The sequence below is a fragment of the Sulfolobus sp. E5-1-F genome, assembly GCF_009601705.1.
GTDB lineage: Archaea > Thermoproteota > Thermoprotei_A > Sulfolobales > Sulfolobaceae > Saccharolobus.
The window spans coordinates 936,444-954,334 of sequence record NZ_CP045687.1 but is presented as its reverse complement, the minus strand read 5'-3'; the positions used below and the strand labels follow the sequence as shown (position 1 = coordinate 954,334).

At 34.2% G+C, this 17,891-nt stretch carries 8 protein-coding genes and 2 CRISPR repeat arrays (1 of these 10 only partly in view); of the genes, 4 read left to right on the top strand and 4 right to left on the bottom strand.

The window, feature by feature from the left end; genetic code table 11:
• Nucleotides 1-474: a CRISPR direct-repeat array (repeat unit 24 nt; unit sequence GTTTTAGTTTCTTTTCGTTGTTAC) (it extends 1,083 nt beyond the left edge of the window).
• Between the two features lie 1,530 nt (nt 475-2,004).
• Entirely contained in the window at nt 2,005-2,904 is a 900-nt protein-coding gene (gene cas1 / locus GFS03_RS04810) for a CRISPR-associated endonuclease Cas1 (RefSeq protein WP_181443777.1), read from the top strand.
• 307 nt (nt 2,905-3,211) lie between these two features.
• Here the strand turns inward: cas1 and GFS03_RS04805 are convergent, their stop codons facing one another.
• The 4 genes from GFS03_RS04805 to GFS03_RS04790 are packed head-to-tail and all read right to left on the bottom strand — an operon-like array spanning nt 3,212 to nt 9,592.
• A complete protein-coding gene (locus GFS03_RS04805) occupies nt 3,212-5,203 on the bottom strand; it encodes a DEAD/DEAH box helicase (protein ID WP_153422756.1) in 1,992 nt (663 codons plus the stop codon).
• Between the two features lie 4 nt (nt 5,204-5,207).
• The gene (locus GFS03_RS04800) at nt 5,208-5,975 is read right to left on the bottom strand and encodes a type I-D CRISPR-associated protein Csc1 (protein ID WP_153422755.1); all 768 of its coding nucleotides are present in this window, start codon (nt 5,973-5,975) and stop codon (nt 5,208-5,210) included.
• A gap of 6 nt (nt 5,976-5,981) precedes the next feature.
• Complete coding sequence (cas7d, locus tag GFS03_RS04795) at nt 5,982-7,034, bottom strand: type I-D CRISPR-associated protein Cas7/Csc2 (protein WP_153422754.1); 1,053 nt, start codon at nt 7,032-7,034, stop codon at nt 5,982-5,984.
• Complete coding sequence (locus tag GFS03_RS04790; protein WP_153422753.1) at nt 7,031-9,592, bottom strand: CRISPR-associated protein; 2,562 nt, start codon at nt 9,590-9,592, stop codon at nt 7,031-7,033. Before GFS03_RS04790 ends, cas7d begins: the two co-directional genes overlap by 4 nt.
• A 1,087-nt stretch (nt 9,593-10,679) precedes the next feature.
• On the opposite strand from GFS03_RS04790, the gene cas6 reads away from it, so the two are divergent.
• The 3 genes from cas6 to cas4a all read left to right on the top strand — a co-directional run bounded on the left by cas6 (nt 10,680) and on the right by cas4a (nt 17,887).
• On the top strand, nt 10,680-11,546 hold the full coding sequence (gene cas6 / locus GFS03_RS04785; protein WP_162000399.1) for a CRISPR system precrRNA processing endoribonuclease RAMP protein Cas6: 867 nt from the start codon (nt 10,680-10,682) through the stop codon (nt 11,544-11,546).
• 647 nt (nt 11,547-12,193) lie between these two features.
• The gene (locus GFS03_RS04780; RefSeq protein ID WP_153422751.1) at nt 12,194-13,516 is read left to right on the top strand and encodes a TM1812 family CRISPR-associated protein; all 1,323 of its coding nucleotides are present in this window, start codon (nt 12,194-12,196) and stop codon (nt 13,514-13,516) included.
• 415 nt (nt 13,517-13,931) lie between these two features.
• Nucleotides 13,932-16,647: direct repeats of the CRISPR family, unit length 24 nt; unit sequence CTTTCAATTCTATAAGAGATTAGC.
• Nucleotides 16,648-17,041: 394 nt separating this feature from the next.
• On the top strand, nt 17,042-17,887 hold the full coding sequence (gene cas4a, locus GFS03_RS04775; protein ID WP_153422750.1) for a type I-A CRISPR-associated protein Cas4/Csa1: 846 nt from the start codon (nt 17,042-17,044) through the stop codon (nt 17,885-17,887).
• Nucleotides 17,888-17,891 lie beyond the last annotated feature (4 nt).

Genomic DNA, 17,891 nt, shown 5'->3' with positions numbered 1-17,891 from the left:
TGTTACAAAGACGCTATTATTTTTGCTCAGCCGGCTCAAGTTTTAGTTTCTTTTCGTTGTTACTTTGTTTCCGCTATTTAAGTCGCCAATAACAAAGAGTTTTAGTTTCTTTTCGTTGTTACTATCAGCATACTTTTGTAAGAAATTAGCGATAGCTGTTTTAGTTTCTTTTCGTTGTTACTTTATTTTAAAGCTTCAGTGAGTGACAATGAACATCGTTTTAGTTTCTTTTCGTTGTTACATAGGCTAAGTGCTGTTCTGTCCAAAGGTTACAAGTTTTAGTTTCTTTTCGTTGTTACATGGCAGACCCACCTATTCCAGCCGGTCAAAGGAGTTTTAGTTTCTTTTCGTTGTTACTTCGTTACTTGCTCCGCGTTTTGGCAAATACTTTGTTTTAGTTTCTTTTCGTTGTTACTGGCTACTTAGACCCAGAAGAATCATGCACCTACGGTTTTAGTTTCTTTTCGTTGTTACTGACCCTCGATATCATCAAAAATTATTTGAATTTCCCTATTTATAAGCATTACTCTCTCTTCCATACCCTAAAGATTCATCTAGGGTGTGGAAGGGGACTTTAGGAAATTTTAGGGTATACCTAAAATGGTCTAACGTAAGGGTCTTGAAGGGGGATTTTGCCTAAAATTGAGGGAATTTTCACGTTTATAAACGTAAAGAGGAATAGGGAAAAATTACTTTACCCGAAATTTATTTATCTTAAAGAACAAGTGATGAAGTTATTCAGAACTTCTATCACAATTCTATAATAGAATATTTTATTAATATAGAGAGAATTATTATATAAATATTTCAAAGGCGTTCAAATTGCTTATATCGAGTATCATATTATTAATAATACGTCAGTAAGCTGTGAGATTATAATACTAGCATAATGCGGAATCACTTATATATTAATGATACTAACTCTTTTCATCTTTTGCCTCTCTCTTTCTTCCCTATAATGATTAGTAGTTTTCTGAAAATTAGGTGTAGTATATAATGTTTAATCTTCCCTATGTAAGATTAAGGCATATTTATACTATGTACGCCTTAACTATTCATAGTTACTTAAATCTCGTTAAAGAGAATCTACATTATTATTTAAGATTTAAGTGATTTAAGGTAAATTTGCGTAAAGTACTAAATAATATTAGTTATTAAAATATAATGATAAAATTAACGAAAATATAAATGTTATATTAATGATATCTTTTCGATAATTTTTGGTAAAATAGATAAGGTGAGGAAACAAGTATTATTTTTAAACTCTTTTCGGTAAGTTGGGCTGTAACTAGTAAATCTCTCGGAGTGTTATGATACGGCAGGAAGGGACAGCAGTTGTGCTGATTTTGAACCTCAGAGTGTTATATTGATAATATCCTCTTCGAGTCCTTTATCAACAGCATATAGTATTGGCTTATAGTGTTATATTTAATGATTGACACTAAGGGCCATGAAAAGCGTTAACTTATAGTATTATTAATTATGTTGATAGTATCAAGTCTTTAGGACTCATATTAGTAGCTGTTGTATAGTGTTATGTTGATGCCTACTTTAAAGGCCGGAAGAAATTGTCAAAAATGGACTAAGTCTTGGATTGATGTTTTTTGTGTTGTTAAGAGTGTATCAGAAAGCGTTGGATTGATGGTACTGATTACTAATAACCTGGGATGATGTTAATGACGTAAGGTATACTATATTGATGAAACTAATTGTTGTAGCTTATGAACAGAGTGAAGGTTGCAATTTAGGTGAAGAGAGTTTTACAAACTCATCAGTATAGAGTTCACAACACAAGAGGAAGTTGTTGGCATGTATGTTTTACAAACTCATCAGTATAGGTGTGATTAACTGTCTTGATGATTTTGATGAGTTAAAGAAGCGTCTTAGACATGACTATAGGTGTTATTAACTACTATTGTAATTGAGGTGAAGAGGGAGATATTATTGTAGCTCTCTCTCTATATATAATATACTTATATATTCAAATTATCTTCTCTTATATTGATGATACTAATTATAAAGAAGGCTAAGGTAACGAGGAAGGGTTCGGATTTAATTGTCGAGACTTCGAAGGGTGTTAAGGAGTTTAGCACGTTAGATGTGGATATGCTTGTTATTATAGGTAGTGAGGTGGTTATTGATAGTGGAACTCTGCTTTTCTTGTCCTCAATTAACGCTCCTGTTCTAATTCACGGGAAGAGATATGATGTTGTGTTGGTACCTCCTTTTCTGACGTCAATTTCTGAGATTAGGAAGGCTCAATATAATATTTCCGATTCTCAAGGTTTGTTTATTGCGAGGTCTTTTATAGAGGGTAAAATTAAGGGTATGTATAATGTAGCGAAGTACTTTTCGTATATTCATAAGGTTTATATTTCAAATGTTGATGTGAGGAAGATTGGTGAGGTGAAGGATATTGATTCGTTAAGGCTAGCTGAGGCGGAGTTGAGTAAGGCGATGTGGGAGGAGTTGAGGAAGTTTCTCCCCAAGGAATTTCCGGGTAGAAAGCCTAGGAATGATGATCCTATTAATAGGAGTATTGATTATATCTATTCTTTAATTTATGGAATTTGTACTCACGCGTTGATGTCGGCTGGTCTTGATCCGTATTATGGTTTTATGCATAAGAATTATCCTGGGAGGGTTTCTCTAACTTATGATTTTTCTGAAATGTTTAAGCCTTTTGGTATTCACGTTGTCATTTCGTCAGTGAATAAGTTTTCAATTGACATTGATAGGAAGGGTTATCTGGAGTCGAAGTCCTTAATTGCTATCACTAGGAATTTTTATGAAATGATGAGTAAGAGGAAGTTGAGGAGCGTTATTTACGCTAAGGCTAATGAGCTTAAGAAGAGTATAGTTGAATTCAAGGCTTTTTCGCCATATGTCTATAAGCCTAAGTGATTGGCGTAATATTATGTATAGTGGACTTGTCGTTAGTAGTTTCTTGAGAACGACTATGACGTTTGATTTTTCCAAAGCTATTGTATATAGCATATACGCGATTAAACTTTGCAACTCTTAAATCTTTTTGCAGAGAATATACCTTAGTGTTTAAGGTTTAGGGGATTTGAGGTGAATTTACGGAAAGTATTATTCTAGCTACTCCCCTTTTAGTAATATTTGTTTCGGCAAACATACTGTGTAAATATTCACGGCTAGCTACTCCTTTTTAGTAATATATAAATAAATGGAATGCTACTTCAGTTAATTATATGAACAGTAACAATGCATCAACACTATCACATTCGTATTCTTGTCTGTTATTAATTCTCCTATTTTTCTTATAGCAGGATACAAATGCTGAGGCGTAACTTGCTACTAATCTAGCCATTTCGTAAAAGTCGTCCCATAATCCTTTCATATCGTCTTCCGTTATTATTAAAACGTACGAATCCTCTAGTCCTTTTATTACGTTCAACCTTAATGTTAATCCGTTAATGTTTATTAATGGCTTAGATATTTGGTCGAATTCGAGAAATGAGTAGAATTTATTCTGGGGAATGTTCTCCAAGTAAACCTCTGGGTTCTGTCTGGATGGGGTTTCCTTAAAACATCCGTTGTTCTTATCGTATTCGAAGTTTCTTATTAGAGTGAAGAGGTCATCCTCATTTCCATTACACCATTTTCCAACTATTCTCCCTGGTCTATATGCAAATACTTTGAAGTAATCCTCGGCTGATGGCCTTAGTTTTATTAATCCAGATACTTGGGGTGGGGTATAACCTTTTATTTGTAACATTTCTGAGGACTGTGAAATTAGCTTTAGATACTCATATGTCTTATATATTATTTCAGACCTCTCCTTGGATAGTGGAATCTGATCTAACTTATCGTCTTCTCTACTTTTGAAGACTTTTCTGATGACATCGACATATTCGAAAAGGGAGAGGGGTTTATCCTTTACTGAGTTTAAGAAGTTGACGACGCTATATTTAGCGGTAGTGAAAATGTGAATTTCAGCACTACCTTCACCATGTCTTCCAAACCTTCCTATTCTCTGTATGGCGGTTTCCGCATCGTGGGAATGAATGTACCCTTCGTCTAGATCTGGAATATCAATGCCAAACGATATTGCGCTATTTCCAACTATTACTTTTTCATTTTTAATGTCTGAGCTTTTTCTACAAAGACCATAATCTCTATCTAGTCCCCAAACAACAGCAGCTTGTATCTTCTCACAAATTTTACTTATATAATACACTCTATCAACTATTATTCCAACTTTTCTATTGTTGTTACTATTACTTCTTCTGCCATTTGTTTGTAATGACGTTACGTAATCTACTAGTGCCTCTTGTGCGTTAGTTTTGTTTGTTAAGTGGAAAATTAACGTCGTGTCCTTTCTTATTTTAGACCCATTAGGGAACGTTTGGGCTCTTATTACCTTATCCACATGAATACCACTTAACGGTGTGGCTGATGAGAAAACGAACTTGTGTATTGGTTGCGAGGAGTTGAAATCGTCTATCATTCTTATCAAAGTGTAAAGTGAAGCTCTAGCAAGCCCAGTATATAAGTGATACTCATCTATAAAGAAATATCCGTTAAAGTATTTAGTAAACTCATTGAATATATGTTCTATGTTACTTTTCCTTATTTGTAAATTATTCACTTTTCCCTTCGCTACTGCTTCTATTACTCTGCTGAAATCCTCCACTTTACCTATATGAGAAATATACATATATGGGTACTCTGGTACTGTTAACATTATCAAGTAGTCACTAGCTTTCAAATTTTGTAAAATGTCATAAGCTTTCTTATTAGTTTCACTTGTCAAATCCACTAAAACTAAGCTAATGTTCTTTTCGCACGTGTTATCCTCTCCTTTTACCATGTATTTTCCACAATTTTGTAGGTTGCTTATTCTTGACTGCCCTGTGAAATAATAGTCCTCCTTTTCCTCCTTGAATCCCATGTCCTTAAGCGTATTAATTATTGACTTCTTTTGATCGTAAACTAGTACTCTAGAGGGGTATATTCCAATAATGGGTAATTTTGAGCCTTGGAATACTAGTTTCGATAGGAGGACTATGATAGAGAAGGTTTTTCCAGAGCCTGTTGGGGCTTCTAATAAGATTTTTCTGGAATTGTCAAGTTCGTAAAATAGGTCTTCTTGAAATTTCCTTAATTGAATACCGTTTATCTTCAGATTTCCTAGAGGTAGATAAACTGCGGGTACTTTAAGCTGTACTTCACTCATTAAATTATACCTCAGGTAAAAAAGGTTTAGGTATTGGAAGGGTTATTCTTTCGTATTTAGTAACTATTTCTAGGCATTTTTCCAAGTTAGCCCATCCTATTATTCCTTCCTCAAGGGAAGGAGTCTCAAGTAATTTGGAGTAACTTATAACTTTATAACCGAAATATTCGGCATCATTTACGTTAATAGGGAATGAGGTTACACATTGTTGTAATTCATTAACTTTCTTAATTTCCAATGGTTGCGCGTTGATTTTCATTATTCCCCATCTTTTTTTGCCTATTCTTATCCATTCCGGTATTTGGAATTTGCCATCAGTTACTAGATAGCTTACAAATTCAGACTCCGGCATAAATGCAGTGTAACTGGTTAATCTAGGAAATACGTTCTTAGTTGGCGATCTCGTTAATAAACCATAGCTCCACGATTCTGCCGACATTAGGAAAGATGAGGTGACTATTTTCTTAGGTATTAGGGGAAAGGGATAAAAGCCTATTCCTTTTTTGGCGTTATCCAATATTTCCTTAACTGTGGTGTAGTTTAATTTTTCTCCTTTATGTTTTCTTTCTTCGTAGTAGCTTTCGTGTAATGAGGGGAAAACGAAGTAGGCTTCACAACTTTTGCCATTGATTGCGTAGATTATTGGATAATTGTGAATGTAGGGTAGCGGGGATATGTAAGAGCCCATCGGGTTTCCTCTACTGATCATAGGTCTGACTTCAGTAGAAAAAATTAGAATGCCTTCTAACTTGTATGTTACTTTATAGAGCATTACCTCTCACTTCTTAGATCTGGTGGACGACTCTATTGATAGCTTAAAGTTCTTTGCCTCCTCCCAGGCTTTTAGTACTATGTCACTATCTAACATACCGTTTTGGTCAAACAATATCTTCTGTATGTTTTCAGAGAAGTCCTTAGATGTTACTAATACTCCTTTCTTTATGTCTTCTAAGTGTCTATTTATTATTTGTATTAAGTCTTCAACATTTTCCTTGCCTTTAACTTTGGTAAATATGTCGTAGCTTGAGGATATTTCGTAAGTGCTAAACATTATGGCCGGAATGAAGACTTTTACGTTACCGAAGTCAGTGGTCCTTCCTCCTAATTTGCTAATAGTTGATAGGGTTGCAATTTTCACTAGGAAGTCGTTTAAGCCAATATCCTTCATAGCAATTTTTCCTACAAATATTGTACCTTCCTTTACTAATGAGTATCTGAACAGTGCTCCAGTTCTCCCTGCACCCTCCTCTTCTCCTCCAATTAAGGTGGTTTTTTTAATATCGTCAACTGCATTGAAGGTTCTAACAACTACACTCTTAGATTCTGGTGTTGTAGATATTAGTAAGTCGCCTTCAATTCTACTCTTTACGTTGTAATTTCCTCCTTCTCTTACTGCAAATCCAAATGTCATACAGTCTGGGCACTCTCCACATAACCCACCCATTCTTTCTTCTTGTTTCTTAACCGCAGCAGTTGGCCTTAAGGCACAGAACCAGTCGTCGTCCTTTCCTCTTATTTTGTTCACCTCTACTTTCTTTGCAATATAGTTAGCTCTCAATAGTTCTAGTTCTTTTCTTCTGTAAGCTGACTGGAACTTGTCGTATAATATTATGGGATATTTCTCATTTTCAAATGTTCCTAGTGATATATCCTCTCCTCCTTCATGCCTTATTAGTAGCTCGTTATTTGCCCTTATTACTAGATATACGTTAATTACCTTACCTTGTGGTACCACACTTTTAGGATCTTCTTTACTTAGATCAGAAAAATATTGTTTTACCTTTTCTACTTCTACTCCAAATATGGATTTGAATGCTTCCTCTGCTTTCATGAACTCTCACCACTTTTCTTATATAGGAATAAAACGTATAACCAATTCACGATCGAATTGGATATGGATATAGCCAAGCTACGATCACTTTTCTCCTCTATTTCGTATAAATTAGAAAAAATATCCCTTATATGAGGATATATTCTTTTAGACATTTCGTCACCTATGGAGTATTTGGTTTGTAGGGTATTTAGTGCAGTACTAGCTGCTATGTTTACCCTATCTTCCTTTTCCTTTATTATTGTGGTTTTAAAAAAGATATCTATACCATCCCTTAGGAAACCTATTACGTCATGTTTACTTGGATTTTTGTCTTTTATTACTTCATTTAATATACTTGATATTATACCTAACGACCTGGAGAACGATTCACCCATCTTGGACACCTTTTCTAACGAGAAGTTAAGAAATCTAGCAAAAAATTTAATATTAGAGAAAAATTTATCATCAACCGCCATCCCGGTTGAAATTATGGAAAGGGATTTATCCACAGATGCGTACAAATCCATTTCATTTACCATCGAGTTTAAGTTATTTTCAAATTCGTTTTTGGTTGAATAATTCTTTAATGCAGAGTACTTAGCCCTATAAGATAATAACAAGAGTAAAGTAGAGTAATTATCATCTCCCTTTACCCAATTGTAGTTTATATCAGACATTACTGTAAAGTTCCTTGTGACTAATGGAAAATCGTAAATATTAGATGATATGAACAAGGGAGCTCCTAAATAGACAATTGAGATAAATGGAACTATTGATAAAGACATATTCAACTCATTCTTAGTTAATCTAGTCGATATTCTTTCTCCTAATACATCCTTTAAGCCAATTACAATCTTTGAACCTAGGTAATCTGGTTTAACATTCTTTGAAGAACTATTCGTCACATCTTCTCTTCTTATTATATCTCCTCCTGCTTCCTCATAGATCTGTTTGAAGCTTTTGTCCGTCATAACATCATTATAAATTGGGTTTAGCCTAGTCTTCTTATTATCCTCCTTTGTGAAATCAGAATAGAGTTTACTGGAATCAAAGCTTAGGCTTCTCAGTAGATCTATTGGTATTGCAGGATAAAATGAGACTATTATGTAAGGAGGTAACATCTCACTCTTCATTTCCTTTGCCTCATAGTTACAGATTGGACATATGGCCCAACTATCTCTTATTGAATCTATTTCAGCTAAACCCCTTTCCCTAGGGATCCATATTTCAGTTTTGCCCTTTAACAATTCATTGTATTCCTTAAATCTCACTGAATCCTCGTAAATCGGCATTCCGCAAACGGTACAATAGTTTTTAGGAGATACGTTAATGGACGGAAGGTCATCAACCATATCACTACCGGTGAAACTCTTTTTCACAAATGATAACAAGGTATTATCCCAAGGGGATGACATAGAGGAATATCTACTTTTCAATGCTTCGATAAGTTTATTGATGTAAAGATCAACGTTATTTCCAATACTATTGATATATTTGGGGAACTTATCCTTTATATTTAAGGCTTTTCTAATGTATTCGTCATCTTTTGAGGAGAATTTTTCAAGAAAATATGCCAAAACGGCGTAAGGAATATCATCTTTCAGATCACTAATAACTTTCAAGGCTACATTAAGCTTAACATTTGGTTCTAATAGTCCTACAATATCTTCGAAATAGTTGCATTTCTTACTAGGAAATACTACATTCACTTGTTTAGGTTTACCATCTTTGTTATATAAGACTTCGTACTTACCTACATTCACATTTGTCCAAACTTCCTCCTTTAGTTTTATACATTCCTCAATCCTTTTACTAGCTTCACTTATATCTTTATTTATATCGGTTCCCCCGTGTATTCTTGAGTAGAATATATTGTAAATACTCTTCAAGCTAATTTTGTCATTAGCTCTCGTCAAGTAAACTACTCCATCTTTATAGGAGATTAGAGCCCTACCATTGATTACTTTATTTACGATGTCTTCTGAAGCTAGAAGGACGAATAGTCTATCTGATGACTTAATATAATGTAGATGAAAACCATAACTATCCTCTAATTCTTTTATTGCATCCCTATAATTACCACTCTTAGCGAATTCGAAGACGTCGGTAACGCTCGTTATATCGCTTATCATTAGCATATCCGCAATTTTTACTGAAATCCATAGTGGAATTTCATCTCTATTCACAACGTGACCTTCTGCATAAGTTGCTAAGTGCTCTATTAACAACTCTGATTTTTGAATTCCGGTCTGTTTAGCAAGTTCCTTTGCGTTATTCATAGCATTTGGTTGAATTTTGAACCTTCCCTCTTCTTCTACAGAATATAGTTTCATCCAGTCGTGAAAGAAACCTGAAAAGTAGCATAAGCTTCTGAAATCATCTACATTATATAAGTCTTGTAATCTTTTCATGTCATCTGGGAATACTTTTCCAATTTCCTCACATATTGCTAATGCTAATGTGCCCACTGATACAGAATGGAATATAAATGTTTGTGGAGAAGTTTTCTTAGCACTTTTTATAGCGTCAGTAAATTTAAGGATATCCATTGACTTCATAAGTAACTCTCTATACATAATCATATTAAATATAGAGGAATAAGTTAAAAACTTTTCTGAACCTAACCTCATCCCTTATTTTTTTCCATAATATACTTTCTCGTATTACGTCTACTTTGAGATAATGTGCAACTAAGTTGCATCTACTAGATAGTGTATTATTTAAGGTCTGTATATTGTCATCCTATTTGATAATTAGTAGTAAAATTATATTATATTGAGTTTTCTTAAATTGAATGCATTCCCCTTTACTAATCCTCATTTGAGTCAATTTCATCCCTAGAAAGTTCACTATAATGTTCAACGACGTAAGTTACGATATTCCCTTATTTTAGTTAACTAAAGTATCATGCTGAAACTCATTAGCAATATACTTCTCGCATGCTATACAATAATCAATAACTTAACAAACGCAGTATCGGTCAGTGTGGTTAACTACACTAGAAAAGTTTGTCTTTGGACTCAAAAAATGATATTTGCTTAGGTAAATCTATCCATAGATACTCTCTCCATGCCTAACATAAGCTGTTCAGAATTTATCAGACATTGTTGAATTTAGCAGTGAAACTTTGAGTTTCTCCTTCAAAATTGTTGAGTCTGTGACTATCTTCATAAGATTTGTCAAGGATTATCTCTACGCTCTGGAGATTATATGCCCATTCAACTTAAGCACCTTTTACTACACTCTCACTTTGTTTTATATCTAATCTAAGCCTTTAATAGTAAAAGTTCATTCAACATGTTTTACGCATCTACCTAGCTTTTCCTTAATACTTTAGTTAGTTACATAATGGTACTTTGGTCTCTTGTCTCTTCTTTTATGGTATTAATAGTAGAATCCTTATTATCATGACCTAATCCAAGGAGTAAACTTATACCGCTAATACTGTCTTCTCGTATAAAAGGTTACAAGGTTTATAATGATTACCTTAAAAAATATAGTAATCATAGTGTACAAATATCTCTTAGATAGTCTTCAACTTCTAATTTTGTGCCCTTATAGGCTAATTGTGAAAACTCCCGTATAATTTGCCAATAAGATGGTAGTTCATGGAAATGTCCCACATCCGATGAGTATATTAAAGGATGAGACTTATAGTAGTATGTGTATACCCTGCACAAATTAAAAGTCATGATATCACCGTTCATCACGTCAGATTACACTGGTAAATTCGTAAAAAGCTTATTAATAAACGCTAATCCCTCATTTACTGATGTATTTGAAAATCCCTCCTATCCAACTCCTAAACCCATAAGAATTACACCACTCTTAAGAGGAGATGAGAAATTTCCAACACAAGCGATCTACCCTAAGAAGTTTAGTAGGAATAATAATAATAAGGATGATCAAATACCTTCGATTCAGATTGGAGGGGAATATTATTTCCTTGTTGGAATAAGGAGCGATTTACAAAAGGATCTTATGCAAGCTTTAGCGAACTTGTTCACAAGCATTAAGTTTAAGTACGGAAATTTCGACGTTAGTGTGAAAGTTATAGGATATGAGCAAATTGACGTTAGTTACCCCGTGAATTATGATTATCTTTATATAAAGTTTATCTCACCTACCATTTTTAATGATCCATTTTCAAGAATCGCTGGAGTTGACAGAGAGAACATTAAGAGATTTAGCCCAATCCCTCCTATAATTTTCTCAACTAACGTATATGAAATTCTGAGAGAAAAATATGGAAAAACCACGATAAGGTTAGGTTATGCATTCTATGAATCTCACAACAATATTGAAACAGTAAAGAGAATATGGTATTATTATGATGGGAAATGGTTACCCGGGATAATTGGTTATGCAAAGTTCATTAGAAAGAGTAAGGTTAAAAGGGAAGCCCTAGAGGACTTTGTGAAGATTTTAACCCATGCACAAATAATGGGAGTTGGAACCGGGAGAGCTAATGGGTTTGGTTACGTTATAATAGAGACTAAAAAAGGAACAGACAAGAACAGTCCTAATTAACATAATTTCGTGTTTGGTTTATCATATACTATCCTTGTGATATTAGAGATACCACTCTTACCTAAAAAGTTTTTAATGTTACGTTATAAAAAGAGACGGAATAGTAGTTCCCTGAAAATTAGGTATAGTGTATAACGTTTAATTTTTCCAATTCAAGAAAAGGTATATTTATACTATGTACACTTCAATTATTTTAGACTATCTAAATCTTTTCATAGAGAATCTAGGTTAGTGTTCAAGAGATTTAAGGTAAATTTACGTAAAGTATTACATGAATACTATCAAGGAGGATATCCTAAAACTGGGGCTGGAAACGAAGGTGGAAATAGTTCTCACGAATACTATTGAGAGGATTTCAAAAATACTTTATGGATAAGGTGGTTTACTTGAATGACAAGCCATTAGGTCATAATGGTTTTGTTCGGTTAAATGTTGAGCATAAGATGTTTTAGTAGGAGAAATTACGTTTAGTAAATCTATCCTCTGTAGCTTCCCTTAGAATATACTAACGAGTTGATTCTTAGAAGCGTATTTAGTGGGGAGAGGGAGGTAATGATGAATATGATAAGAATAAGTCTCATGAAAGTGTTGTCCTCACCTGGAAGAAGTAAAATATATATATTTTATTTCTTTTTCTACTATTTCATATGGTAGTTTACGTTTCAACTTATGGAGACCCATCTGGATGGAGTGAGGTAAATTACTGGACAAATTACGAAGAAACTCCTAAGAGGAGCTTTACCACTGTTGCCACTTACGAGAAAGGGTCGAAAATAATCATCATAGTTCAAGATTCTGTGCTCACTCCTACTTCCAATCCTGTAAGAAATAAGGTTGCGAATAGTTGTTTTCAAAAGATATTAGGTAATAATTTGAGTGATAATATTAAGAGTTACAGCGATTGGATTGGTGCGGTGGAAAATTACATAAAATGTATCGTAGGCGAAGTGGTTGCAGATAATAATCAAAGGTTGAGTGTGATAGTTATCCCCGCAATAGGAAAGATTGGTAATTATGAGTACGGTAAGATTAGACTTAAAGATAAAAAGAAGGATAATTTACCCTCATATATTTATTCATCTATTGTTGAAACTCTCCTAGTTCAAAGACTTTATGAGGAGTTAAGAGACGTTAATGACGATGAGGTAATATTAGACACTACTCACGGAGTGAATTATTTACCGGCATTGGTATTGCGTGTATTATATAACTTAACCTCCTTACTCGATTTAAAGTTTAAGGTAATTAACTATATACCAACTGTGTTTCAGAAAGAGTACACTTACATTGAAATATCTAAGTATGAAGGGAAGAGAACTTTTGATCTAAGTCAAATTAGAGAGGGTAAGTATAAGGATAATGAGAGGAAGAGGCTTTTAATTAAGTCATTAAGGTATAATGCACCACTACTTGCTATTGAAATTTGTAGAAAAGAGGAAAGGAAGGACTATTATAGGGAATTGGTAGGAGCTGTTTCGATAGAGAATAATACCATAACGATAAATGAGAAGTTTGAGCCAGATCCAGCCTGGATTGATGTAATCTACGATTACGCATGCAGTAATGTGAAGGGGAATACGAAAGAAGATGTTGAGCAATTTAGTGAGAAAGTGTTTACCAAGTTTTCTCCTATATCTTATATCATCATTAATAGGGAGTTGAACATAATTTATACGCTTTCAAAGAAGATGAACGTTGGTGAGACTAAGTTATATTCGGAACTTTACGCTAGAGAGTCAAAATTTGAGGATGAGGAGAAGAGGGATGATAAAGAGGGCTTAAAGAGGAATTTCATAGCCCACGCTGGTCTATTAAATGAATATGTGGTTGTGAAGAAGGAAGAAAATAACAAAATACGGATAGATTATGCTCACGATAAGATCGGTGAGTTGTTGAAGGAAGTGTTTGATGAAAATCCAGATATAGCCAAGGAGTTGAAAACGTTTGAAGAAAGGAAAAAACTAGAATAGATTCTATTTATTATTATATATGCATGTATGCATGTGTACATATATACACATACCCAATAAATAAATAAGAAATATTTTATATTCACTTTTTTAGTTAACTAATGTATAACAACGCAAAGAAGGATGGGGTTTAGTCCTTACACTTTTTTAGGTAACGTTCACTAATGATATGATAGCGGAGGAGTAATTTCATGCATTTGAAATACTTGCATTTATAACTATCCACTAAATACGAGTGTAAATGATATTGTTAATTAAGTAAAGTGTTGCCCATACTTATAGTAATACCTAATTAGTTAAAATTTTGTATAATTACGAAGGGACTCACAAATCTTACCTAATGTTGAAATCTCGTTATTTTTAACTTTATGGGGATTAAGGGGGTGAAAGTCCCCTTCCATTTCCAATCGTTTTTCTTTCAATTCTATAAGAGATTAGCTAGAAGTTATGGTTTCTCTACCGCTACTGTGCTAAGAACTTGCTTTCAATTCTATAAGAGATTAGCACAGTTAGGGTGATAGGTGGGAGTGTAATATACCTCGTAATCTTTCAATTCTATAATAGATTAGCATGAAGAGAATGAGTTTTGAAAAATGAAGGCACCGCTGCTTTCAATTCTATAATAGATTAGCAAGCAGAACAACAATAACAAACTCACATTAGCTGATACTCTTTCAATTCTATAATAGATTAGCGGAATTAGCTAAAGCAAGAGTTTCCAAATAGATGCTTTTACTTTCAATTCTATAATAGATTAGCCAGTACTATAGCGTTAGGATTAGGGACAGCAAATACGACTTTCAATTCTATAATAGATTAGCTTATTAGGAGAGAATTTGGATACAACATTGAGTCGTTACTCTTTCAATTCTATAATAGATTAGCAGTCAATATCGCTTTTTGGTACACCGTAGAAACTGAAAATTCTTTCAATTCTATAATAGATTAGCCAAATACCAGAACTTCTCCTTCACGACATTGACAAACTGTCTTTCAATTCTATAATAGATTAGCAGCTACCTGTGCTTTCTACCTTCCAACTGTAATTCATTAGATCTTTCAATTCTATAATAGATTAGCCCACCACGAAACCAGAAAAATAACAGACGGTTGATAAATTACTTTCAATTCTATAATAGATTAGCTGGAAGTGGATCAGCATTGATTCAACCAGCTGGACTTACTTTCAATTCTATAATAGATTAGCGGTAGTGCGGCTACAGGTACAGCTGCATCAGCTACAGTATCTTTCAATTCTATAATAGATTAGCAGCTATTTTTTGTTTTACGTTTTGTAATCTTGCAGATGACCTTTCAATTCTATAATAGATTAGCACGCCGTGTGTGTTAGTGTAAAGTTAGTGTAAATTATCTTTCAATTCTATAATAGATTAGCGGAAGTTATCTATTATTAATTGCCTTATTGCCGCTGCTGACTTTCAATTCTATAATAGATTAGCTGAGTTATCAGAAGCAAGAGAACACAATAATGGTGAACTTTCAATTCTATAATAGATTAGCACGAATGAATATCTATGCGTTTCATAAACGTAATTTGCCGTCTTTCAATTCTATAATAGATTAGCTAGTACATCTCAAAAAGCATACGCTGGTAGTACATTAAACTTTCAATTCTATAATAGATTAGCGTGGGTCCGGTTCTGGTGATAGTTCAGGTTCATCCGATAATTCCTTTCAATTCTATAATAGATTAGCAATCCATTTCAGATTGTTCTGTTACATGGCCCCCCAGGGACCTTTCAATTCTATAATAGATTAGCAAGCTTTTTTTGTTAGTGATTATTGTTTTCGTCTTTCTGTTCTTTCAATTCTATAATAGATTAGCTATGACAGAAAATGTAAACGGATAGTTGGGGTTAGGCTGCTTTCAATTCTATAATAGATTAGCACTTTATTGGCATAATTTCCTCCATAGTTGACATTTTTCTTTCAATTCTATAATAGATTAGCATGGATTTGAATGTGAGAAAGAAATTGTCAAAGATTATAATCTTTCAATTCTATAATAGATTAGCTGCACAAATTACAGCAATAGATGCGTTCATCACAAGCGTGTTCTTTCAATTCTATAATAGATTAGCAGTTTTTTACGACTTTGAACCTAATGAGCAGACTAAATCCTTTCAATTCTATAATAGATTAGCCTAGGGTGGGGAGTGGGCCAGACCTAATGATGCTGATAATCTTTCAATTCTATAATAGATTAGCAGAAGATGAAGAATTTATTGTCAACGATCTTGTCTGTCAACTTTCAATTCTATAATAGATTAGCGGACAACTTATTGGCTTGATATAGCGTATGGCATAATAAACTTTCAATTCTATAATAGATTAGCATGAGAAAAATTCAACGTACAGAAGAAACACCCACCCACTTTCAATTCTATAATAGATTAGCCTGTGGCGCTTGACACAACAATAACAAGAGACGAGACACCTTTCAATTCTATAATAGATTAGCGCGATTTACAGTCAACGTATTTGCAATACGCTAAAAATCTTTCAATTCTATAATAGATTAGCATAGCTGGGCAACCGGCATTGACAGAGGCTGACCCAATTTACGTAGCTTTTAATTCTATAATAGATTAGCCTCTTTCAATTTCACGCGGGATTGCGTGCGCAATATAATAAATCTTTCAATTCTATAATAGATTAGCATTCAATGTGGGTGATGATGATATTGAAGTGTTAAAGCATTCTTTCAATTCTATAATAGATTAGCAAATCGTAACTGATGATTATAAGCTTGTAGCGGGTATTAACTTTCAATTCTATAATAGATTAGCTTCCAGAAGTCTACAATGTCTCGGTTTATGCCAATATTTCCTTTCAATTCTATAAGAGATTAGCCTGGCAGGGTCAGTGACTTCTAAGCTAATTGTCTGTTGTGCCTTTCAATTCTATAAGAGATTAGCAGACGTACCCACGATAGCCAGTATCTTCGATGCCCTAGACCCTTTCAATTCTATAAGAGATTAGCAGGTTTCGGACGGAATTAATGAAATCGTACAGTTAGAAACTTTCAATTCTATAAGAGATTAGCAAAGGCCAAATCACAATTGAAGACATTATTTTTCAATTTGCTTTCAATTCTATAAGAGATTAGCTGAGGGTTTATTAATCTCATATTTACTACTATTTTCTCCTTTTCTGTTTATAAGTTTTGTTCTCCCCTTTTTCTTTCCAATTTTTATCATTATTAATTCAATCCCTACTAAGTTTAGGAGAGTGAGGGATTCTTCATAGAGGTAATGAGTTTAGGTTAACATCCTACCTCCTAAGGAAATAACATAAAACAACACACACTAACAAAAACGGGACAAAAAATTCAAAACTAGTAACCGTTTCCATTAACGGTGGAGTAACATCTTTCCCTACCTAGATTATTAATCTTCATGTAGAGAAAACTTTCAAAATTCTAGGCTAATCCTTAGTAAAGCCGGGAATTCCTTTACCCCTCCCCTTAAAATGGATTTTAAATTCGACAACTGCCATTATATTATGAGGTCCCAGATAATTAGACAGTTACGAAGGCTCCACTCATATAGGGCCTCGGACCCTATTGAGGAGGAGCTTAGAGGGTGGAACTATCACATGCCCCCAATTAAGCCTAGACGTTATTTGGGCCTCTCTATGTCTGATGTTGCTTATAGATACTGTGAGACTAAGAGGGATGTGTACTTAAGGAAGGTCTTAAAAGTGCAAGGGGAACAAAGAGCTTCGCTACTATTAGGCCAAGCAATTCACGAGATAGTTAGGAACGTATCAAACGAGGTCATTAAACTCCTTTCTTCTGGTTATAAACCATGGAACGTCCTAGAAACTCTGTTTAGGAGCAACAAGATTGTTAGGAACGTATGTCCCCAACAGTTCATTAAGTACTGTGAAGAGGTTTACAAAGCTTATGCTTTGGATCTTTTGAGTGACTTCTCAGATTCCACATCATTTGTACCGGTGATCAGCGAATTCAAAGTAGATGGTAGTCCCTTGGGTTTATCCTCTAGGTTGTCAGTTGACGCAATAATGCAACTCTCCTTGGTTGTGGAAATGAAGGTTGGGAGTTCTCAAGAGTTTCATAGATTGGCTCTAGCTGGATACGGTATGGCTTTGGAGAGCGCTCTAGAGCTTCCAATTGACTTCGGTGCTCTAATCTACGTTAACGGAGTCACCATTAACTCCCCGGAATTTAAGGTTGAAGTATTTTACATTTCCCCAGATATTAGGAAGGAGTTCTTAGACGCTAGGGATGAGGTCATTGACATGGTAAGTCAAGAGAAGGATCCTGGTATGCCGGTCTCGTGCTCTCCCTCTTGTCCTTTCCTAAACTATTGTAATAATAAGAGGTGAAAAT